20 protein-coding genes are annotated in these 20,528 nt (G+C 63.8%); 9 read left to right on the plus strand and 11 right to left on the minus strand.

The genetic code is table 11. The annotated features are described in order from the left end of the window. Positions 1-14: 14 nt before the first annotated feature. The 10 genes from ACP146_RS00505 to ACP146_RS00550 form a co-directional block, all read right to left on the minus strand. Positions 15-848: an XdhC family protein gene (locus ACP146_RS00505; protein WP_422364802.1), complete on the minus strand. Its 834-nt coding sequence runs from the start codon at positions 846-848 to the stop codon at positions 15-17. A 10-nt stretch (positions 849-858) separates the two neighbouring features. Then, a complete protein-coding gene (locus ACP146_RS00510; RefSeq protein WP_422364803.1) occupies positions 859-2,049 on the minus strand; it encodes a vWA domain-containing protein in 1,191 nt (396 codons plus the stop codon). Then, on the minus strand, positions 2,049-2,924 hold the full coding sequence (locus ACP146_RS00515; RefSeq protein ID WP_422364804.1) for an AAA family ATPase: 876 nt from the start codon (positions 2,922-2,924) through the stop codon (positions 2,049-2,051). Before ACP146_RS00515 ends, ACP146_RS00510 begins: the two co-directional genes overlap by 1 nt. A 48-nt stretch (positions 2,925-2,972) precedes the next feature. Further along, a complete protein-coding gene (locus ACP146_RS00520; protein ID WP_422364805.1) occupies positions 2,973-5,393 on the minus strand; it encodes an aerobic carbon-monoxide dehydrogenase large subunit in 2,421 nt (806 codons plus the stop codon). Then, entirely contained in the window at positions 5,390-5,881 is a 492-nt protein-coding gene (locus ACP146_RS00525; protein WP_422364806.1) for a (2Fe-2S)-binding protein, read from the minus strand. Before ACP146_RS00525 ends, ACP146_RS00520 begins: the two co-directional genes overlap by 4 nt. 16 nt (positions 5,882-5,897) lie before the next feature. Next, positions 5,898-6,752 (minus strand): FAD binding domain-containing protein, encoded by an 855-nt coding sequence (locus tag ACP146_RS00530; RefSeq protein WP_422364807.1) that lies wholly within the window; start codon positions 6,750-6,752, stop codon positions 5,898-5,900. 171 nt (positions 6,753-6,923) lie between these two features. After that, entirely contained in the window at positions 6,924-8,096 is a 1,173-nt protein-coding gene (locus tag ACP146_RS00535; protein ID WP_422364808.1) for an MHYT domain-containing protein, read from the minus strand. Between the two features lie 212 nt (positions 8,097-8,308). Then, a complete protein-coding gene (locus ACP146_RS00540; protein WP_422364809.1) occupies positions 8,309-8,536 on the minus strand; it encodes an ATP synthase subunit C family protein in 228 nt (75 codons plus the stop codon). 45 nt (positions 8,537-8,581) lie between these two features. Next, positions 8,582-9,346 carry a F0F1 ATP synthase subunit A gene (locus tag ACP146_RS00545; RefSeq protein WP_422364810.1) on the minus strand — a complete coding sequence of 255 codons (765 nt, stop codon included), beginning with the start codon at positions 9,344-9,346 and terminating at the stop codon, positions 8,582-8,584. 500 nt (positions 9,347-9,846) lie between these two features. Then, positions 9,847-10,767, minus strand: coding sequence for a LysR substrate-binding domain-containing protein (locus ACP146_RS00550; protein ID WP_422364811.1), 921 nt, complete (start codon positions 10,765-10,767; stop codon positions 9,847-9,849). 180 nt (positions 10,768-10,947) lie between these two features. Here ACP146_RS00550 and ACP146_RS00555 point away from each other — a divergent pair, with 180 nt between their 5' ends. From ACP146_RS00555 to mnhG, 8 genes are all read left to right on the plus strand, one after another. Further along, the gene (locus tag ACP146_RS00555) at positions 10,948-12,054 is read left to right on the plus strand and encodes a universal stress protein (protein WP_422364812.1); all 1,107 of its coding nucleotides are present in this window, start codon (positions 10,948-10,950) and stop codon (positions 12,052-12,054) included. A 365-nt stretch (positions 12,055-12,419) separates the two neighbouring features. Next, a complete protein-coding gene (locus ACP146_RS00560; RefSeq protein WP_422364813.1) occupies positions 12,420-14,735 on the plus strand; it encodes a putative monovalent cation/H+ antiporter subunit A in 2,316 nt (771 codons plus the stop codon). Then, the gene (locus ACP146_RS00565) at positions 14,732-15,151 is read left to right on the plus strand and encodes a Na+/H+ antiporter subunit B (RefSeq protein ID WP_422364814.1); all 420 of its coding nucleotides are present in this window, start codon (positions 14,732-14,734) and stop codon (positions 15,149-15,151) included. Before ACP146_RS00560 ends, ACP146_RS00565 begins: the two co-directional genes overlap by 4 nt. A gap of 2 nt (positions 15,152-15,153) precedes the next feature. Continuing rightward, entirely contained in the window at positions 15,154-15,555 is a 402-nt protein-coding gene (locus tag ACP146_RS00570) for a Na+/H+ antiporter subunit C (protein WP_422364815.1), read from the plus strand. After that, positions 15,552-17,072, plus strand: a complete 1,521-nt coding sequence (locus tag ACP146_RS00575) for a Na+/H+ antiporter subunit D (RefSeq protein ID WP_422364816.1) — start codon at positions 15,552-15,554, stop codon at positions 17,070-17,072. Before ACP146_RS00570 ends, ACP146_RS00575 begins: the two co-directional genes overlap by 4 nt. Continuing rightward, positions 17,069-17,542: a Na+/H+ antiporter subunit E gene (locus ACP146_RS00580; protein WP_422364817.1), complete on the plus strand. Its 474-nt coding sequence runs from the start codon at positions 17,069-17,071 to the stop codon at positions 17,540-17,542. The genes ACP146_RS00575 and ACP146_RS00580 overlap by 4 nt, the downstream gene beginning before the upstream one ends. Continuing rightward, positions 17,539-17,874 carry a monovalent cation/H+ antiporter complex subunit F gene (locus ACP146_RS00585; protein WP_422364818.1) on the plus strand — a complete coding sequence of 112 codons (336 nt, stop codon included), beginning with the start codon at positions 17,539-17,541 and terminating at the stop codon, positions 17,872-17,874. Before ACP146_RS00580 ends, ACP146_RS00585 begins: the two co-directional genes overlap by 4 nt. Then, a complete protein-coding gene (gene mnhG / locus ACP146_RS00590; RefSeq protein ID WP_422364819.1) occupies positions 17,871-18,251 on the plus strand; it encodes a monovalent cation/H(+) antiporter subunit G in 381 nt (126 codons plus the stop codon). The genes ACP146_RS00585 and mnhG overlap by 4 nt, the downstream gene beginning before the upstream one ends. Before the next feature lie 6 nt (positions 18,252-18,257). On the opposite strand, the gene ACP146_RS00595 is transcribed toward mnhG, so the two are convergent. Further along, positions 18,258-19,289, minus strand: coding sequence for a LacI family DNA-binding transcriptional regulator (locus ACP146_RS00595; protein ID WP_422369605.1), 1,032 nt, complete (start codon positions 19,287-19,289; stop codon positions 18,258-18,260). 210 nt (positions 19,290-19,499) lie between these two features. On the opposite strand from ACP146_RS00595, the gene ACP146_RS00600 reads away from it, so the two are divergent. Continuing rightward, positions 19,500-20,492, plus strand: a complete 993-nt coding sequence (locus tag ACP146_RS00600; RefSeq protein ID WP_422364820.1) for a substrate-binding domain-containing protein — start codon at positions 19,500-19,502, stop codon at positions 20,490-20,492. The last annotated feature ends 36 nt before the right edge of the window (positions 20,493-20,528 follow it).

A 20,528-nucleotide genomic window follows, 5' to 3' on the forward strand; every position in this document is an offset into this window, starting at 1 on the left:
CGGCCTGAGCTTTCTCAGGCGGTTTGTTCGGTGACGGCCTGCTGCGATTGGCGATGCGCCTGAATCACCTCGGCGATGATCGAGAGGGCGATCTCCTGCGGGGTGATCGCGCCCAGGTCGAGGCCTGCCGGCGCTTTCACGCGGTCGAGCCGGCCCGGCGCCACATCCTCGCCACCGAGCTTCGCGCGCAGGCTGGCCATCTTCCTGCGGCTGCCGACGAAGGCGATATGGTCGGCCTCCAGCCTGATCATGGCGCGCAGAGCCGCGAGATCGCCGCTGCCCTGGGTGGCGACGACGATGAAGCGCTGGCGGCGGTCCCCGCCGTCGACGTCAAAGCCGTCAACGAAGGCGTCGATCTCCCCGAAGGTCTCCCGCCCGGTTTTGGGCGCACAAACCACGACGCGGTAGCCGAACTGACGGCCCAATACCGTCAGGGCCACGGCCACCGGGCTCGCGCCGCAGACAATCAGCTCCGGCTTCGGCAGCATCGGTTCGACAAAGATGTCCATGCTGCCCTGGCTGGGGCACATGTTGGAGGCAAAGCGCACGCCTTCGTTTTCTTCACCGGGGGCGAGCCCCTGTTCCTGCAGCAGGTCGGCGGGCTGCAGGGACACCAGTCTTGGTTTGCCGTCGGCGATGGCTTCGCGGGCCGCTTTCAGGACGGCTGACTTGGCGCAACCGCCGCCGATCCAGCCATCGGAAATGGTGCCGTCGGGCCGGATCACCGCTTTGGCGCCGGCCTTGGCGGCCGTCATCGAGACGGTACGCACCACCGTCGCCAGGGCAAAAGCCTCGCCCGTCGCCTTGAGGTCGGAAACCAGGTCGAGGATGTCGGCGGCGGGGGTCATCGTTGCCTCCTCACAGCCGCTGAAGCTGGGGTTCGAGGGCGGCAAGATCATCCAGCGTGCTGGCCGGGGCGAAGAGATCGATGTGCGGCAGGGCCGCCGCCATGCCTGCCGCGACCGGTTCGTAATCCTTCCAGCCCTTCAGGGGGTTCAGCCAGACGATGCGGCAGCCGCGCTTTTTCAGCCGCTGCAGAGCGGCAGCGATGACATCGGGCGGGTCGCTGTCGTAGCCGTCGGAGAGAATCACGACCACGCTGCGCCCGTTCACCCGCTGCGCCGCATACTGGGCGTTGAACTGCGTGAGGTTGGCGCCGATCCGGGTGCCGCCGCCGAAACCATCGGCAAGCAGGGAAAGGCGGTTCACCGCGCGCAGGCTGTCGTTGTCGCGCAGGGCATCGCTGATCGGCACCAGGCGGGTGTGGAAGAGGTAGGCATCGGTGCGCTGGTCGGCGCTCATCAGGCCTTTCAGGAAAGCAAGGAAGACCCGCGCATAGACGGTCATGGAACCGGAAACGTCGAGCAGCGCCACCAGGTGTACCGGACGGTCGGGGCGCTGCCGCTTCAGCAGGCGGATCGGTTCGCCGCCGGCGCTGACGCTTGTCCTTGCGATGCGCCGCAGATCCAGTTGCGCCCCGCGCCGGGCCGCCTTGCGGCGGCGCGAGCGGCGGTCGCGGATGTTTCTGCCGAAACGCTCGGCAACCCGCTCGGCGCGTTTCAGGTCTTCCGGCATCATCAGTTCGCGCAGGTCGACCTTTTCGATGTTGCGCAGGCGCGAGGCGACCAGTCTGCCCTCGCCGGATTGCTCGGCGCCATCGGAGTCATCGCCGCTGTCGGGCTGATCGAGCGTCCCTCTTTCACCACTGCGGGCCGTACGGTCGACACCGGGGCCAAAGGTCGGCACCCGATGCTTTGTCCGGCGTTCTTCCCGGGTCGCGAAGCCTTGCCGCTTCCGGCCGCCGTTCAGCCAATAGGCGTCAAAGAGGTCGTTGAAGCGGGCAAAGCGGTCGGCATCGCCGGCGCAGATGGCCTTTAGCGCCAGCCGGGCCTCGGTCGTGTCCCAGGCCCTGATGCTGGTGAAGGCTTTCAGCGCGATTTCCGTTTCCGGCGGTCCGACCGGCAACCCGTTGGCCCGCAGATGGGCCATGAAGTCGGCCATCCGCTCCGCCGTGCCGCCAGCGCGGGCGGGAAAGCGGGTCGCCGGCATCACGCGGCCTTTCCGGCGAGACGCTGGGCGACCTCGGCCGGGATGGCGGCGCGGTCGGCCTGGGTTTTCAACAGACAGACCAGGGAGGCTTGGAGCGCCACCGGGTCTTCGGCCAGATCGTTGATCCCCAGGCCGCTGAGGGCGGCCGCCCAATCGAGGGTCTCGGCAACGCCGGGCTTCTTCTCCAGGTCCTCTTTGCGCAGGGCCTGCACAAAGCCGACGATCTGTCCGGCCAGCCGCGCCTCGATGCCTGGGTTGCGCTTGTTGAGGATGGCCAGTTCCGCCGTGCGGTCGGGATAGTCGACGAAGGAGTAGATACAGCGCCGCCGCAGCGCGTCGGAGAGATCGCGTGCGCCGTTCGCCGTCAGCACCACATGGGGCCGCGTCGTCGCTTCGATGGTGCGCAGCTCTGGTATGGAAATCTGGAAGTCGGAGAGCACTTCCAGCAGATAGGCCTCGAACTCCTCGTCCGCCCGGTCGATCTCGTCGATCAGCAGAACCGGCGCCGTCTCCTGCTGGATGGCTTCGAGCAGCGGACGGCGCAGCAGGAACTTGTCGGAGAAAATCCGCTCCTCGATCTCTTCCGAGGACGCGTCTTCGTTGGCCGCGGCCCGGATCGACAGCAGTTGGCGTTGATAGTTCCACTCATAGATCGCCGCCGCCGCGTCCAGGCCCTCATAGCATTGCAGCCGGATGAGGCGGGTATCCTTCAGTTCGGCCAGCGTCTTGGCGACCTGCGTCTTGCCGACGCCGGCGGCGCCCTCCAGCAACAGTGGGCGACCCAACTCCAGAGAAAGGTGCAGCGCCATGGCGAGATCGTCGGAGGCGACGTAGCCCGTCGCTGCGAGATCGGATTTCAGATCGGTCCAGGTCATCGTTGTTGAAAGGGGCGCGGGAAAGACGATCCCGCGCCCGCTTCCCGCTTATGCATGCAGCCCAAGATCATGGGCGGTCTTCCAGATCCGCCAGTGATCATGGGGCATCTGCGTGTGGGTCAAACCGAAGGCCCGGAAGGCATCGTTCACCGCATTGGAGAAGCAGGGAACGCCGCCGACGTTGGGGCTCTCGCCCACACCCTTCGCCCCGATCGGGTGGTGCGGGCTCGGGGTCTCGGTGTAGTCGGTGGTGTAGTTCGGCGTCTCCCAGGCTGTCGGCAGGAAGAAGTCCATCAGGGTGCCGGTCTTGACGTTGCCGATTTCGTCGTAGGCGATTTCCTGCCCCATGGCGATGGCGAGCGCTTCGGTCAGGCCACCGTGCACCTGGCCCTCGATGATCATCGGGTTGATCCGCGTGCCGCAGTCGTCCAGCGCGTAGAACTTTCGCACCTCGGCCTCGCCCGTATCCACGTCGATATCCAGCACGCAGATATAGGCGCCGAAGGGATAGGTCATGTTGGGCGGGTCGTAGTAGCTGACCGCCTCAAGGCCCGGTTCGACGCCCGGGATCGCCTGGTTGTAGGCGGCGTAGGCGATTTCCTTCATGGTCTTGAAGCGCTCGGGCGCGCCCTTGACCACGAAACGATCGACATCCCATTCGATGTCATTGTCGTGCACCTCCAGCAGATAGGCGGCGATCATCTGTGCCTTGGCGCGGATCTTCCGTCCGGCAAGCGCCGTCGCCGCACCGGCCACCGGCGTTGAGCGCGAGCCGTAGGTACCGAGGCCGTAGGGTGCAGTGTCGGTGTCGCCTTCCTCGATGGTGATATCGTCGGCGGGAATGCCGGTCTCGCTCGCCAGGATCTGGGCGAAGGTGGTGGCATGGCCCTGGCCCTGCGAGATGGTGCCGAGGCGGGCGATGGCCGAGCCGGTCGGGTGAATGCGGATCTCGCAGGAATCGAACATGCCCATGCCCAGGATGTCGCAGTTCTTCACCGGCCCGGCGCCGACGATCTCGGTGAAGTGGGTGAGGCCGATGCCCATCAGCTTGCGGGTTTCGCCGCGCTTGAAGGCCTCCAGCCGTTCGGCCTGTTCTCTGCGCAGCCCCGCGTAGTCGACGGCCTTCAGGGCCTTGTCCCAGGCGGTGTGATAATCGCCCGAATCGTATTCCCAGCCGAGTGCGGAGTTATAGGGGAACTGATCTTTCCTGATGAAGTTCTTGGCGCGCAGCTCGGCGGCGTCCATGCCCAGCTTGATGGCCAGAACCTCGATCATCCGCTCGATGAAGTAGGCGGCTTCCGTCACCCGGAAGGAACAGCGGTAGGCAACGCCGCCCGGCGCTTTGTTGGTATAGATGCCGTCGACGGCCAGATAGGCGGTCGGGATATCGTAGGATCCGGTGCAGATGTTCATGAAGCCGGCCGGAAACTTGGTCGGATCGGCACAGGCGTCGAAGGCGCCGTGGTCCGCCGTGGTGTGGCACCACAGGCCGGTGATCTTGCCGTCCGCTGTCGCGGCAATCTTGCCCTTCATCCAGTAGTCCCGCGCAAAGGCGGTGGACATGAGGTTTTCCATGCGGTCCTCGATCCACTTCACCGGCTTGCCGGTGACGATGGAAGCGACGATGGAACAGACGTAACCGGGATAGACGCCGACCTTGTTGCCGAAGCCGCCGCCGATGTCCGGCGAGATGATGCGGATGTTGTGCTCGGCGATGCCCGACAGCAGCGAGGCCACGGTGCGCACCACGTGCGGCGCCTGAAAGGTGCCCCAGACCGTCAGCTTGCCGTTCACCTTGTCCATGGAGGCGACACAGCCGCAGGTCTCCAGCGGGCAGGGGTGGGTGCGGTGGTAATAGACCATCTCCTCGGCCACCACCGGCGCCTCGGCAATGACTGCCTCGGTCGCCGCCTTGTCGCCCTGTTCCCAGGTGAAGATATGGTTGGGATGGCGGCGCGGCCCGTGGGCGCCTTCCAAAGTATCGGCGATGTCTTCGCGCAGAACAGGCGCATCGGGCAGCTCGGCCTTCATGGGATCGACCAGCACCGGCAGTTCCTCGTAGTCGACTTCGACCAGCTCCACTGCGTCGGCGGCGATGTAGCGGTCCTCGGCGATGACGAAGGCGACCTCCTGGCCTTGGAACAGCACCTTGCCGTCGGCCAGCACCATCTGCTTGTCGCCGGCCAGGGTCGGCATCCAGTGCAGGCTGAGCGGCTCCAGGTCCTTGGCGGTGAGAACGGCGACGACGCCGGGCAGGGCGAGCGCCGCCTCGGCATTGATCGACTTCACGCGCGCGTGGGCATAGGGGGAGCGGACGAAATCCCCGAACAGCATGCCCGGCTGTTGGATGTCGTCGACGTAGTTGCCCTTGCCCTGGGTGAAGCGCACGTCCTCGACGCGCTTGCGGGCGGTGCCCAGACCTTTGAGGGCGGCGGAGCGTTCGTGCTTCGGGGGCGTCATTTCGTTCATTGAGCTGCCTCCTTGGCCGCGGCCATCTCGGCGGCGGCCGCCAGGATCGCTTTGACGATATTCTGATAGCCGGTGCAGCGGCAGAGGTTGCCGGCCATGCCGAAGCGCACCTCCTCTTCGCTCGGGTTCGGATTCTCCTGCAACAGGCGGTGGGCGCGGGTGATCATGCCCGGGGTGCAGTAACCGCACTGCAGGCCGTGGTGCTCGCGGAACATCTCCTGCAGCACATGCAGGTTGTCCGGGCCGCCGAGCCCTTCGATGGTGGTGACATCGGCGCCGTCGGCCTGGGCGGCGAAGACGGTGCAGGCCTTTACCGACTTGCCGTCCATATCGACGGTGCAGGCGCCGCAGTGAGAGGTCTCGCACCCGATGTGCGGGCCTTTGATACCCAGCTTCTCGCGCAGCACATGGATCAGCAGTTCGCGCGGTTCGGCCAGCGTTTCAACAGCCTGGCCGTTTACGGTCATTTTCAGATGTGTTTTTGCCATGGGGGTCCTCCCAAACTCAGGCGCGCGACCAGGCGCGGTCGATGGCGCGGCGCAGGATGACGCCGGCAACATGCATTTTGAACTCCACCGGTCCGCGGTTGTCTTCCGCCGGCTCGATGGCGTTGAGGGCCGCGGTCACCGCTGCCTTGACCGCCTCATCGTCGAGACCGCTGCCGACCAGCGCGGCGCCGGCTTCGGCGCTGTAGGTCGGCGTGTCGGCCAGATTGGTCATGGCGATGGAGGCCGCGGTGCAGCGATCGCCGTTCCTGGCGATCAGCACCGCCGCCGCTGCGGTCGCATAATCGCCGATCTTACGCTTCTGTTTTTCGTAGGCGTAGCCGCCTTGCGGCGCGTCGAAGGAAACAGCGGTCAGGATCTCCTCGTCGGCGCGCGCTGTGAAATAAGCGGCTTCATAAAAGTCCCGCGCGGCGACCTGGCGCTCGCCATCGGGGCCGACCAGGGTGAAGCTGGCATCCAGGCACTGCATCAGGCCGGGCATGTCGTTGCCGGGGTCGCCGTTCGCCACGTTGCCGCCGAGGGTGCCGACATAGCGGACCTGGGGATCGGCGATCTGCAGCGCCGCCTCGCGCAGAATGGGCGCGGCATCTTGCAGTGCAGCATTTGTGATCAGCTCGTGCTGGGTCGTCATGGCGCCGATGGTGATGCGGCCGCCCTCGATGCGTATACCCTTCAAATCGTCGATCTTCTGCAGATCGATGAGATGGCTCAGGTCGGCCATGCGCAGCTTCATCATGGGTATCAGGCTGTGGCCGCCGGCGATGACGCGGGATTCCTCGCCGAGTTCTGCCAACAGCTTCACGGCGGCGCCGACGGACTCCGGCCGATGGTACTCGAAAGCACCTGGTATCATTCCTAACCTCCCGATCCTGATGGTTCTCTGCCGCACCTTTGACGTGCGGTCGAATTTCTTCACACAAGTAAAGACCAGGGCCGGAGTGGGCGGCAGGCCGTTTCGCACTAGAAGGGCGCTGTCTGTCACGAACTGCGCATATGGGGAACGAACTGCGGCGGCGAATTGGCTCTAGAGGCCCAAGGCCTCTCGCAAGGGATCGATGCGTGTGCGGCTGACCGGAACCGCCGGCAGATGGGCAAAAGCCTCGAAAAGGCAGGCCGCTTTGTCCTTGCGCCTTTCAAAGCTGGTGACATGCAGGATGTTCACCAGATAGCTGCGGTGGGTGCGGTGAAACTGGCTTGCGGGCAGCCGCTTTTCCGCCTCGGAGATCGACCAGGGACAGAACAGCTTCTCGTTCTCGGCATAGAGATAGGTATAGCGTCCTTCGGCGCGCACGGCGGCGATGGCGTCGCTGGAGATGAAGTAGGTTTTCTTGTGGCGCTCGTAGGGAATGCGCACTTCGACCGGGTCGTAGCGGATCGGTGCCGCCCCGTTTGATGGCGCCGCCGCTGCGGTTGGTTGCGCTGCAGCATCCGCCGTCTCCGGCAGCGGGTCCGGCTCGCCGCCGGGCTGCGGCGTTTCGGCCGCACCGGCGCCGGGGGCGATGAAGGTTACCGCCGACAACAGGAAGGTGCCGCAGATCACGAAGGCCGCCAGGGTCACGATGATGGCCAGGGTGCTGTTCTCCAGAGAGGCGGTCATGGCTTCGGGCGCCGGCTGCGGCAGGAACCCGGTCCAGTACATGGCGGAGAAGTGGACCACCACCACCGAGAGGCCGAAGACGAGGGTGCCCGCCACGATGTTCTGTTTGGTGCGCTTGCCGTAAGCCACCCAGACAGCCGCCACGCCCATCACAGCGGCCAGGATGATGGCGATTATCTTGCCCGGCAGTTCGAAGACCGGCAGGCAGCCCCGCATGCCGTTGATCCCCAGGAAGTGCATGGCGATGATGCCGCTGCCCAGCAGGATGCCGGCCGCCACCATGTTGCCGGGGCTGCGGGTCCTGAAGTGCATCAGCAGCAGGGCCAGGCCGACCAGCAGAATGGCGATCAGGGCCGATCCCAGGGTGAGAAGGGTGTCGTAAAAAATAGCGATCGGAAAGTCCATGGCGAGCATCGCCACGAAATGCATGGACCAGATGCCGCCGCCCAGCACGAAGGCGGACATGACAACCAGAGTCTTGCGCGCATTGATCGGAAGCTGCGATATCCCCTTGGTCAGGGCCAGCCCGGTGAAGGCCGCCATGAAAGAGACGAAGACCGCAGCCACAACCAGCGAGAAGTCATAGGTATAGGCCACCATGCGGCAGTTTTACCGCTAATCACGGCACCTGCGCAATTGCCGGCCTTTCACGTGTTCGACAGCCCGGCCGGTCATCGCCTCCGGGCTGGTTCTGGTGCTTCCTCTTTTTGGGGAGATGGCCTGAACACCGGCCCCTGACCGGCCGCCCGCGCCAGGGCTGTTTGGGCGGCGCGGGCGGTGACCGGGTGAGGCTTATCCATCGGGTTGCCGGATCATCCGACGAAGAGAATGATGAAGGCGACGATCAACGCGAAGAGCGCGATCGCTTCGGTGAGGGCGAAGCCGAGCAGCCCCACCGGCTGGACCACTTCGCCGGCGCCCGGATTGCGGGCGACGGAAGAAATCCAGTCGGAGAAGATCTTGCCGAGAGCCAGGGCGACACCGAGCAGCGGGATCAGCGCGATGGCCGCCGCCAGGAGTCTGATGCCATCATCAGTCATGTCATGTTTTCCTTTTGTTACAGAAGAGATGCAGGGATGGGTTTGTCAGTGACCGTGTAAGGCGTCACGGATGTAGAGCGAGGTGATCAGCATGAAGATGTAGGCCTGGACCAGGAAGATCATGACCTCAAAGCCATAGAGGACGACCATCATGACGATCGGGAGGATGGAAACGCCGTACCCGGTTACTCCAAGCGCGTCGATCAGCATCACGCAGAAGTCGGCGAAGAGCTTGATCATGATGTGACCGGCCAGAATGTTGGCGAAGATCCGCACCCCCAGGGTGATGGGCCGGAACAGGTAGGAGATGAACTCGATAACGACCAGAAGCGGCGCCAGGTAAAGCGGCGTGCCGGCGGGTAAAAAGATCTGGAAGAAGCCGAGGCCGCTTTTGCGCAGCGCCAGGGTGTTGACGTAGGCGAACACCAGCAGGGCCAGGGCCAGCGTCACGATCAGATGGCTGGTCAGGGTGAATTTCACCGGCGTCAGGCCCAGGAGGCTGCCGAACAGAATGAAGATGAAGAGCGTGAAGACGAAAGGGATGGCGTCGCGCGCTTCCTGCCCCGCGGTCTTCACCACGGTGCGTGCGACGAAGGTATAAACCGTCTCCACAAAGGACTGCAGCCGGCCAGGCACCATTGCGCCCTTGCGCATGCCGAAGATCAGAATGAAGCTGACCAGGATGGTGGTGGTCAGCATCGCCTGCGCCGAGGTCGTGAAAGACACGTCGACGCCGAAGAGTTCGATCGGAATCAGAACGTCGAATTCAAACTGTCGTATTGCGTAAGGCGCTTGCGGCTCATAGGCCATGCTGTTCTCTCCCCCGCCGATGTCATCAGCCGCCGCGGTTGTTCGCGAGACATGTGTCGCCAGGGGAGGGTAAATACAACAAGCGCCGTGATCGGCTTTGCCTATATTAGCGGCCTGTCGTTATTGGCTCTGGATTCTGCGGCGGGATAACGATGCAGTCCGTTGGGACAACGCTTGGAAAGTTTCGGAGTCACAGCAAAGCACTGTCATAGGTTAGACCGGAGGTTGCTCCTTTTTTGACCGCCTTCACCGCTCTCGGTTGCCGGCTTGGCCAAAACGATTCTCCATCTCGTTCTCGCTGCAATGAAGCAATACAGACTTGGAGATGCCGGTGCGAGACAGTGCTCTTCCAACGCCTACGAATAAGCGCTTTCGGCCTCTGATGCCCGGTCTTTCCGGGGCAACGCTTTGATAGAAATGCGCAATCGTTTTCGGCAGTGTCCCAAACGCAGAGACAAGACTTGAAAAACTTTCCTGCCCGCGACGCCGATCTCGGCGCGCTATTGCATGACGGTGATTTCGGGCAGGCGGGTCTTGAGGATGCCGCGCACCATTTCCGCGAGGGCGACGAATTCATGCTGGCGCGCGGACTTTCGGCGCCAGATCATGCCGATCATGCGATAGGGTGCGCGGCTGCGCAGAGGGCGGGCCACGACCTGGTCGTCCTGCTGAACTTCGGAACGGATGTAGAGGGCCGGAAGAAGCGACAGCCCCATGCCCATGCCGACCATCAGGCGAAGTGTGTCGAGGCTGGTGCCTTCGTAGTCCAGCGACATATGGGCGCCGTACTGCTCGCAGATTTCGTGCACCTGATCATGCAGGCGATAGCCGCGTTCGAGGGTGAGAACCGTTTCATCCTTCAGGTCGTCGCGATCGATCTTTTCCTTCGAGGCCAGGCGATGATCACTCGGCACCACCACGCTGAGCGGTTCACGGAACAGCCGCGCGGTCTGCAGGTCGGCCCCTTTGACCGGCAAGGGAAAGAACAGCAGATCCAGGTTGCCTTCGTCGATGCCCGACAGCAGCGCCTGGGGCATCGCCTCACGGACATAGAGTTTCAGGGCCGGGAAGCTGCGGTGCAGTTCCGGCAGAATGTGGGGCAGCAGGTAAGGACCCAGGGTATGGAGCACGCCGACCCGGATGGTGCCGCCGAGCAGGCTCTGCCCTTGTTTGGCCAGTTCGATGATATCCTGCACGTCGCGCAGCACCGCCCGGGCCCGGGTGACGACCTCCTGCCCGATGGGGGTCAGGATGACCTTCGCGCGGCTGCGCTCGACAAGCTGAACGCCGAGTTTTTCCTCCAGCTCCCGCAGTTGTCCGCTCAAGGTGGGCTGGGTCACGTGCGTCATCTCCGCGGCGCGGCGGAAATGCAGGGTCTCGCCGACGGCGACGAGATAGCGAAGCTGTTGGAGGGTCGGCACGCGGTGGTCCCTTTCCTTGAAGGCTAGGTTTTCGAAAGGAAATAACTATCGAAGCGCTCTTTAACTTCGATTGGCCCTAACGGCTTTTCAAGGTCATTTTTGATCCAGGCCCACTGAATTGGCTGCTGCGACCGCTCTGCGAAGAGCGGCCTTTCTGCATGGGATGGGAGGACTGCCGGGATGCAGAGATTCAAGAACATCCTGCTGGTTTGTGACGAGGAGAGCCTGCATGAGTCGTTGATCGGAAGGGCGATCTGGCTTGCCAAGACCAATGCGGCCCGTATCACCCTTGTGGACGTCATCGAGGCGACGCCGGGCGAACTTGCCAGCCTCTATGGCGCTCTTCCCGGGGATTCCGCCGCCGGTGAGTCCGGTTCCAGTGATTCTGGTCCCAGTGGTTCCGGATACGACATAGAGCAGGAGGTTCTGGCGTTCCACAAAGCCCGCCTCGCGCAGATCGGCGGACCGATAAAATCCGAGGGTATCGAAACCAGCGAGGTGGTGCTGCAGGGCATTCCCTTCATCGAGATTGTCCGCAGGGTGCTGCGTCACGGTCATGATCTGGTGATGAAGGGCGTGACGGAGGAGAGCGGCGGCAAGGGTCTGTTCTTTGCCGGTGACGATCTGCACATACTGCGCAAGTGCCCCTGTCCGGTCTGGATGATGAAACAGGGTAGCCAACCCAAGTATGCGCGGGTCTTGGCGGCTGTCGATCCGGACCCCATGGATGAGCAGCGCTCCGCGCTCGACTCCCTTGTGATGGATCTCGCGACCTCCCTCTCAGCGGCTGAGGGCAGTGAGTTGCATGTCGTAAACGTCTGGCATTTGGACGGCGAGAACGCGCTGCGTCACAGCGCATTCACCCGGGTTTCCAAAGAGACCATCGAAAAGATGATCGAGGAGAAGAGAAGGCAGAGTCACCAAAAGCTGAAGAGCCTGCTGTTCGACTATCCTGAAATTGACGGCCCTGAAATTGACGGCCCGGAAACCGACGGCCCGGAAACCGGCGGCCGCGAGCGCCAGGTTCACCTGTTGAAAGGCGAGGCGCGCGATGTGATCCCGGCGTTTGCCAAAAGCAACAACGTCGATCTGATCGTGATGGGAACGGTGGGGCGCACCGGGATCCGCGGCTTCTTTGTCGGCAACACGGCGGAGTCGATCCTGAACCAGGTTGAGTGCTCGGTTCTGGCGGTAAAACCGCCGGGCTTCAAGACACCGGTGCAACTGGATGCGGATCCCGAAACCGTCGTCGAGAAACTGGAGCGCAGGCAGGCCGGGAACGGCTGACGCCAAACCCAAAACTCCCTGATAGATGAAAACTATCAAAAACGGTTGATTCGGCGATTGGGACAGAGCGTAATGCTCCCAATATCGAGGATCAGTCGCGTAGATCTGCGTGATCTTCAGCAGGGAGGGGACAGACGTGATTCGGCGCTTCTTCGGACAGTGCAAAGGACCAGATTCGGTGCTTGGCCTGGGCTCGGTGCGAAAAGACCGGCCTGAGCGCCGCCTTGGCGGAGCGCCGGATTTCCGTTAGGCCGAGACGCTTGAGATCAGTTATGGTCCAGCCGTCCCGCAGCGCTGGTTACCACGCCTTATTCCCCTTCACCTTTCCCGTCACCCGTTAAGTTCCGCGAGAAGCCGTAACCGGTATGAACAGCCCCAACCTGCACCCGGATCGGCGGGAATCCGCTCCTGGCGGGAAGCCACCGGCTTCTTCCGGCGTTCTGGGCTGGCTTTCGGTTCTGCCGCCGGCGGCGCTGACCATCGCTTTTCTGTTTTACCTGCCGGCGATCTCCGCTGGTGAGGTGCTGCGGGTGGCTTACGACTGGGTGCCCAGCCTCGACATCAGGCTTTCGTTCCTTCTGGATGGCCTGAGCCTGACCTTTGCCCTGCTGATCAGCGGTATCGGGGCCTTCATCGCTCTTTACTCCAGCGTCTATCTCGCCGGTCATGCGCACTTCGGCCGCTTCGTCTTCTATCTGCTGTTCTTCATGGTAGCGATGCTGGGGTTGGTGCTGGCCGACAACCTGATCACCTTGTTCGTGTTCTGGGAACTCACTACCGTCGCTTCCTATCTGCTGATCGGTTTCGACCATGCCGGCGCCAAGGCACGGCGGTCGGCACTGCAGGCGCTGTTGTTGACCGGTGCGGGCGGGCTCGCCTTGCTGGCCGGTCTCATCCTCTTGGGCTTCGCGGCCGGCAGCTTCGAATTGTCGGAGATCCTGACCCAGGGCGATGCGATCCGCGCCCATACGCTCTATCTGCCGATTCTTATCCTCATTCTGCTGGGGGCCTTCACCAAGTCGGCCCAGGTGCCCTTCCACTTCTGGCTGCCCAACGCTATGGCGGCGCCGACACCGGTCAGCGCCTACCTCCACTCGGCGACCATGGTGAAGGCGGGTATCTATCTGCTCGCCAGGATGCATCCGGCGCTGAGCGGGACCGAGGTCTGGATCTGGACCTTGACCATCTTCGGCGCTGTGACGGCGGTGACGGCTTCGGTGATCGCGCTGCGGCAAACCGATCTGAAACTGTCGCTGGCCTATACGACGGTGATGGCGCTGGGCACGCTCACCATGTTCCTGGGCGCCGAAGCGACCGTTGCCGTCGCCGCGGCGCTTACGTTCCTGGTCGTTCACTCGTTCTATAAAGCGTCCCTGTTCATGGTGATCGGGATCATCGACTATCGCACCGGTACCCGTGAGGCGGAGAAACTGGGCGGCCTTGCCAAAGCGATGCCGATAACCGCTGCCGCTGCGGCGGCGGCGGCCCTGTCGATGGCCGGGTTCCCGCCCTTCCTCGGCTTCATCGGCAAGGAACTGAAGTATGAGGGCGCACTCGCCATCGCTTCGGAACCGCTGTTCGTCGCCTCCGCCGCTGTGCTGGCCAATGCCCTGATGGTCGCCGTCGCCGGTATCGTCGCGTTGCGCCCCTTCTACGGCCGGCGGCTCGAGACGCCGAAAGCCCCCAGGGAAGCACCCTTGCGCATGTGGATCGGCCCGGTGACCCTCGCGGCCCTGGGGCTGACCTTCGGCCTGATGCCCGGGCTGATCGCCGACAGCCTCGTGCAGCCTGCGGTCACGGCGATCCTTGGGCGTCCGGAAGAAGTGAAACTGGCGCTCTGGCACGGCATCAACGTGCCGCTGATGCTCAGCCTGCTTACCTTTGCCCTGGGCGTGACGTTCTACTTCTTTCACCTGCGGCTTCGGGGCATGCTCTCCTGGGTCGAGGCGCGCCTGCCGACCACAGGCGACCGTTCCTGGGATGCCATTCTGGAGGGGCTGAAGTCCTTGGCCGCGGTCCAGACGCGGCTGCTGCAGGGCGGTGTTCTCAGGCGCTATCTCTTCGTCACCTTCGCCAGCATGGCCCTGGTCCTCGCCGCGACCTTCGTTGTCACCGATGCGCTTCGCCTGTCTTTCGATTGGTCGCAGCCTTTGTTGAAGCACTGGGCCGTCGTTGTGCTGATTGGTGCCGGGGCCTTAATGACGGCGGTGGTCACGTCACGCCTGGCGGCAATCTGCGCCCTCGGCGTGGTGGGCGTCGGGGTGGCCATGCTCTTCGTCATGTTCGGGGCGCCGGACGTCGCGATCACCCAGCTCCTGGTGGAGACCCTTGTGGTGGTTCTGGTGGCCGTGGTGATGCTGCGCCTGCCGAGTCTGCAGCAGGAGACGGGGCCGCGGTTCCGACGCCTGGATGCGGTGCTGGCGCTTGGCGTCGGTGGTGTCGTCTCCGCCATCCTGCTCTCCGTCGTCTCCGGACCGATGGACCGGCGCATTACGGGCTACTTCGAGGACACCAGCGTTCCCGAGGCCTTCGGCCGCAACATCGTGAACGTGATCCTGGTCGACTTCCGCGCGCTCGACACCTTCGGTGAAGTCGCGGTGGTGGTGGTGGCCGCGCTGGGCGCCTACGCCCTGATCCGCGGCACCAAGCGGTCCCGTCCGCAGCCGGAGGAGCGGTCATGAATTCCCTGATCCTCGGCGTGGCGACCCGGTTGCTGGTCGCCTTGATGCTGGTCTTCTCAGTCTACATGCTGCTGCGCGGGCACAACGAACCCGGCGGCGGCTTTATCGGCGGGCTGCTCGCGGGGGTCGGTTTCGTGCTCTACACCATTGCCCAGGGACCCACCGCAGCGCGCAAGGCCTTGCGGGTCGATCCCGGGACCATCGCCATGACCGGCCTTGGCATCGCCTTGCTGGCGGGTGTTCTGGCGGCGCTGGACGGCGACCCCTTTTTCACCGGTCAGTGGTTGTTCCTCGGCGCCAGCGAGGGGGACAAGGGCCTGCCGATCAGTACCGTCCTGCTGTTCGACATCGGGGTGTATCTCGTGGTCGTCGGTTCCGTTCTGACGCTGGTCCTGGCTTTGGAAGAGGAGGTCTGATCATGGAATCGGTTCTGGCCTTGCTCATCGGCCTGATGGTGGCCGCCAGCGTCTATCTGATGTTGGCCCGCAACGTCCTCAGATTCCTCTTCGGCCTGGTTCTCCTCAGCAACGCAGCAAACCTGACGATCTTCGTTTCCGGGCGCCTGACCGCGGCGATGCCGCCGCTGGTGCCCAAGGGCATGACAGAGCCCGTCGGCGTGGTGGCCAATGCCCTGCCGCAGGCCCTGGTGCTGACGGCGATCGTCATCGGCTTCGGGCTCTTTGCTTTTGCCCTGGTGCTGGTTTATCGCGGCTATCTCGCCCTCGGCACCCTGGACAGCGATGCCATGCGCCATGCGGAGCCCGCGCCTGAATCGGGCGGCCAAAAAGCACAGGCGAAAACCGAAGGGGAGGCGTCGTGAGCTGGCTGCTGGCCCTGCCGATCGTCCTGCCCTTCGCAACGGCGGTTCTGGCTTTCCTGCTGCGCGACCGCGGCGCCCTCGGCCGCCGGCTGAGCGTTGTCGGCTGTCTGCTGTTGCTGGCCGCTTCCGCCGCGCTGATGGCGGCGGTCCTCGACGAAGGCGTGGTCGCCGCGCAGATGGGCACCTGGCCGGCGCCCTTCGGCATCACCCTGGTCGCCGATCTCCTGTCCGCCGTGATGGTGGTCATCACCGCCATCACCGGTCTTGCCGTCGCTGTCTATGCCCTGGCCGACATCGATGCCCGGCGAGAAGCCCTGGGCTATCACGCCCTGTTCCAGGTTCTGCTCGCCGGTGTCTGCGGTGCCTTCCTCACCGGCGACATCTTCAATCTCTATGTTTGGTTCGAGGTGATGCTGATCGCCTCTTTCGGCCTTTTGGTCCTCGGCGGCGACAAGGCGCAGATCGACGGCGGCATCAAGTACGTCACCCTCAACCTGGTCTCCACCGTCATGTTCCTCACCGGCATCGGCCTGCTCTACGGCATGACCGGCACGCTGAACATGGCCGACCTCTTCTTTGCCGTGCGCGAGGTCGAGAATCAGAGCCTGCTGACCGTGGTCGCCATCCTTTTCATGGTCGCCTTCGGAGTGAAGGCGGCGGTCTTCCCGCTGTTCTTCTGGCTGCCGGCCTCCTACCACACGCCGCCGGTGGCGGTCTCCGCGGTCTTTGCCGGCCTGCTGACCAAGGTCGGTGTCTATGCGCTGATTCGCATGTTCACGCTGGTGTTCACAAACGACACCGACTACACCCACGGCCTGCTGCTGGTGGTGGCGGTGCTGACCATGGTCACGGGGGTGTTGGGGGCCGCCGCGCAGAGCGACTTCCGCAAGATCCTCTCATTTCACATCGTCAGCCAGATCGGCTACATGGTTCTGGGCTTGGCGCTCTATACACCGCTGGCCCTGGTCGGGGCGGTCTTCTATCTCGTCCACCACATCATCGTGAAAGCGAACCTCTTTCTCGTCAGCGGCGTCGCCCGCCGCCTCACCGGCTCCTTCGAACTTTCCGCCATCGGCGGCCTCTACAAGTCGAGCCCGCTGCTCGCCGTGCTGTTCCTGATACCGGCCTTTTCGCTCGCCGGCTTCCCGCCGCTCTCCGGCTTCTGGGCGAAGTACGTACTGGTGAAAGCGAGCCTGGAGGTCGAGGCTTACATCGTTGCGGCCGCCGCGCTGGTCGTCGGCCTGCTGACGATCTTTTCGATGACCAAGATCTGGGCCGAGGCTTTCTGGAAACCCCATCCCGACGGCACCACGCCGGCCCTGACGAATCTTGCGCGCTCGGAGCGGCGCATGCTGTTGCTGCCGGTCTTTGCCCTGGCCGGGCTGACGGTTGTCATCGGCCTGTTTCCGCAGCCTTTCGTCGACTTTGCCGAGCGATCGGCTGGACAGTTGCTTAACCCGACGGCTTACGTCGAGGCGGTCCTCGGGGTTGAAACCGTGATCGGGAGACTGCCGTGAACGTCTTCGCGCTGAACGTCTTTCTGGCCGTGAGCTGGGCGGCCCTGGTCGGCAGTTTTACCCTGGCCAATCTCCTGATCGGCTACGGCATCGGTTATGTCGCGCTCTGGATCGCCAGTCCCCTCTTCGGACGCAACGCCTACTTCGTCCGGGTCTGGCGCGTGCTGCGCCTGATTGTGCTGTTCATCTACGAACTGGTGGTTTCCAGCCTGCAGGTGGTCTGGGACGTGATCACGCCGACCCATCTCAGCCGCCCTGGGATCATCGCGCTGCCGCTGGATGCCGAAAAGGATCTGGAGATCCTGCTGGTCGCAAATCTGATCTCCCTGACCCCGGGCTCCCTCAGTCTGGATCTCTCGCCGGACCGCAAGACGCTCTATGTCCATGCCATGTTCGTCGACGATGCCGAGGTGCTGCGCAAGGCGCTTAAGTCCGGCATCGAACGCAGCGTTCTGGAGGCTTTGGAATGATCCCTGAAGACGGTTCGATTCTCGGCCTGGCGGTGGACATCAGCTTTATCCTGATTATGGCGGCCATGGTGCTTGCCTTTGTGCGGCTGGCCCGCGGGCCGAGCCTGCCGGATCGTGTGGTGGCGCTCGATCTCATCACCGTTCTGGCGGTTGCCTTCTGTGCGCTCTTTGCCATTGGCTCCGGGCAGGAAGCTTTCCTCGATGTTGCCATCGCTCTGGCCCTGGTCGCCTTTCTTGCCACCATCGCTTTTGCCCGCTTTGCCGAGCGCCGCAGGGCGCGCAGCCTTTCCCAGGACGATGGTGATCCGAGCAGTGACGGGGGCGCGCCGTGACCGAGATCGTCACCGCCTTCTTCGTGCTTGCCGGCGGGCTCTTCGCCCTCGCGGCGGCGCTCGGCGTTCTGCGCCTTCCGGATGTCCTGATCCGCATGCATGCCTCGACCAAAGCCGGCACTCTCGGCTGTGGTCTCATTCTGGTCGCGGTGGCGGTTCACTTCGGCGATGTCGGCACTATCGCCCGCGCCATCGCCGCCATCGTGTTCCTGCTGCTGACCGCTCCGGTCGCCGCCCACATGATCGGCCGCGCTGCCTATCGCACCGGCGTGCGTCTGTGGCAGGGAACGGTGATCGACGATCTGGCGGAGACGGGAAAACCCGGTAGTAGAGATCTGGGCAGCAGAGATCCAGACAGTAGAGATAATGCCGAGTAGACGGCTTCAGGCCGGTGTGACCAGGGCCGGGTTCACTTTGATGATCTTTGGTGCGGCTGAATCGGCGATCAGCGGCTCACTGGTCAGAAGCTGGAAAGCCTCGCGGATCAGTCCCTCGACGTCCTGGCGCACCATGACCACCGGGAACCGCAGATAGCGGACAAAGGGGTCGTAGTCGTAGCAGCCGACCACCAGGCTCTCGACTGTCTCGGGCGGCAGAGAGCCGAGAAAGCTGAGACCGCCTTCAAAGGCGATGGTGGAGTTCACCAGCAGCGCACGGGGCGCCGTCTCCGGATTCTGAAACAGCACCTGCGCCTGGCGGGCGACGGTTTCCGGATTGTACCCGGTGGCGACGATTTGTTCCTCGGCACAGTGACCGCTGCGCCGTGTCACCACTTCGCGGAAACCGGCGATGCGTTCGCTGGTGGCGAAGTCCTTCTCCCGCCCGCCAAGGAAATAGATCCGGCCTTTCAACCGCTCGTCCGCATGGTCCTGGCCTTTGGGCCTTGCGTCGAACATCGCCTCGGTCAGAGCCACCGCGCCGGCATGGTTGTCGGAGATCACCGAGGGCGCGAGGCTGCCGGGCAGATCGACATTCACATGGCGCAGGCCGGCGTCGCGGCAGAGACGGCTGATGGCGTCCGGGTCGGTGGCGCCGGCGACGAAGAGGGAGTCGACGGCATAGGAAATCAAGGTCTCCGCCGTGCGTTGCTCTTCTTCCGGGTCGCGGTGGGTGCTGACGGTGATCGGACAGAGTCCGCGGCGCCGTGCCTCCACCTCGAAAGACTGGGCGAGGGAGGCGAAGAAGCGGTTGTCGTACATCGGCATGATGAGGCCGGCGAGGCCGGAGCGCGACTGGCGCAGGCCGCGGGCCTGCAGATTGGTCCGGTAGCCCTGCTGCGCGGCGATGCTCTGAATCTGCCGGACCGTGCTTTCCTTGATCCGGCGCTGGCGCCAGGTGCCGTTCAGCGCAGCGCTGACCGTCGACGGTGAGGCGCCGGTCAACTGCGCCAGGTCGTAGATCGTCGTCTTTTTCACCGTATCCAAGGTTTGCTGTCCTGGTTTTGCCTGATTTGGCCACGTTCGGCCCAAACCTGCTCTATGAACGCTCTTGACTCAAAACGCCAGTCCAATAACCTTGCACTATCGATTGTGCAAAGCAACCTGCCCGGAGAGCGGGGGCACAGACGGTCACCGGTAGGAAAGACAGGGCCCAAGACAGGGCCGGAAAAACATAGGGAGGATAGGATGTTCGCGAAATTCATCAGGGCGGCGACCTTTGCGCTCGCCATGGCCGGATTTGCCGGTGGCGCCGTGGCGGCGGACCCGCCGAAGATGGGTGTCGTCGTCAAAATCGGCGGTATCCCCTGGTTCAACGCCATGGAAGTGGGCATCAAGCAGCGTGGCGAGGAACTGGGGATCGATGCCTTCATGATTGGTCCGACCAGCGCCGACCCCGCGCTTCAGGTGCGCGCCATCGAAGATCTCATCGCCCAGGGCGTGGATGCCATCGGCGTGGTGCCCAACGATGCCGAGGTTTTGGAGCCGGTGCTCGCCAAGGCGCGCGCCCAGGGCATCAAGGTCGTCACCCATGAAAGCCCCGATCAGAAAAACGTCGACTGGAACTTCGAGTTGGCCTCGGCCAACGGTTTCGGCGAGGCTCATGCGGACCTCCTGGCCGAGAAGATGGGCGGCCAGGGTGAGTATGCGGTTTTCGTCGGCTCCCTCACCGTGCCGCTGCACAACGCCTGGGCCGATGCCGCCATCGCCCATCTGGCGGCGAAGTATCCGGACATGAAGCTGATCGGCGAGCGCCACGGTGTCGCCGAGTCCGCAGACGACAGCCGCAAGACGGCGCTCGATCTCATTTCCGCCAATCCGGACCTGAAGGGTTTCCTCGCCTTCGGCAGCCAGGGTCCGATCGGCGCCGGCCGTGCCATCGAAGAACGCCGCAAGGTCGGCGACATTCATGTGCTCGGCCCCTTCTCCCCCGGCCAGGGGCAGAAGCTCATCAAGTCCGACGCGATTTCCGGCGGCTTCATGTGGAATCCCATGGAAGCCGGGCGCGTCTTCGTCACCATGGCCGATCTTCTGATCAAGGGTGAAGACATCAAACCGGGCATGGAAATCGAGGGGCTGGGTACGGTCAACCCGCAAGCGGGATCGACCAACATCATCGTCGACCAGTTGGTGACCATCAACAAGGACACGGTTGACGAACTGGCTGCAATGGGTCTCTGACTGCTGTGACCTGCGGGGCGGTACCTGATGGTGCCG

It is taken from the genome of Pelagibius sp. (assembly GCF_965249265.1).
Classification (GTDB): domain Bacteria; phylum Pseudomonadota; class Alphaproteobacteria; order Kiloniellales; family Kiloniellaceae; genus Pelagibius.

What these genes read in the sequence shown, in the direction of transcription:
- ACP146_RS00535 (WP_422364808.1), bottom strand. Translation starts at nt 8,096, where the DNA reads ATGGTGGCCTATACCTATGACTTCTCGCTGGTTGTGGCTGCGGTCTTC.
- ACP146_RS00520 (WP_422364805.1), bottom strand. Translation starts at nt 5,393, where the DNA reads ATGAACGAAATGACGCCCCCGAAGCACGAACGCTCCGCCGCCCTCAAA.
- ACP146_RS00545 (WP_422364810.1), bottom strand. Translation starts at nt 9,346, where the DNA reads ATGGCCTATGAGCCGCAAGCGCCTTACGCAATACGACAGTTTGAATTC.
- ACP146_RS00565 (WP_422364814.1), top strand. Translation starts at nt 14,732, where the DNA reads ATGAATTCCCTGATCCTCGGCGTGGCGACCCGGTTGCTGGTCGCCTTG.
- ACP146_RS00555 (WP_422364812.1), top strand. Translation starts at nt 10,948, where the DNA reads ATGCAGAGATTCAAGAACATCCTGCTGGTTTGTGACGAGGAGAGCCTG.
- ACP146_RS00585 (WP_422364818.1), top strand. Translation starts at nt 17,539, where the DNA reads ATGATCCCTGAAGACGGTTCGATTCTCGGCCTGGCGGTGGACATCAGC.
- ACP146_RS00560 (WP_422364813.1), top strand. Translation starts at nt 12,420, where the DNA reads ATGAACAGCCCCAACCTGCACCCGGATCGGCGGGAATCCGCTCCTGGC.
- ACP146_RS00525 (WP_422364806.1), bottom strand. Translation starts at nt 5,881, where the DNA reads ATGGCAAAAACACATCTGAAAATGACCGTAAACGGCCAGGCTGTTGAA.
- ACP146_RS00600 (WP_422364820.1), top strand. Translation starts at nt 19,500, where the DNA reads ATGTTCGCGAAATTCATCAGGGCGGCGACCTTTGCGCTCGCCATGGCC.
- ACP146_RS00540 (WP_422364809.1), bottom strand. Translation starts at nt 8,536, where the DNA reads ATGACTGATGATGGCATCAGACTCCTGGCGGCGGCCATCGCGCTGATC.
- ACP146_RS00505 (WP_422364802.1), bottom strand. Translation starts at nt 848, where the DNA reads ATGACCCCCGCCGCCGACATCCTCGACCTGGTTTCCGACCTCAAGGCG.
- ACP146_RS00530 (WP_422364807.1), bottom strand. Translation starts at nt 6,752, where the DNA reads ATGATACCAGGTGCTTTCGAGTACCATCGGCCGGAGTCCGTCGGCGCC.
- ACP146_RS00570 (WP_422364815.1), top strand. Translation starts at nt 15,154, where the DNA reads ATGGAATCGGTTCTGGCCTTGCTCATCGGCCTGATGGTGGCCGCCAGC.
- ACP146_RS00510 (WP_422364803.1), bottom strand. Translation starts at nt 2,049, where the DNA reads ATGCCGGCGACCCGCTTTCCCGCCCGCGCTGGCGGCACGGCGGAGCGG.
- ACP146_RS00515 (WP_422364804.1), bottom strand. Translation starts at nt 2,924, where the DNA reads ATGACCTGGACCGATCTGAAATCCGATCTCGCAGCGACGGGCTACGTC.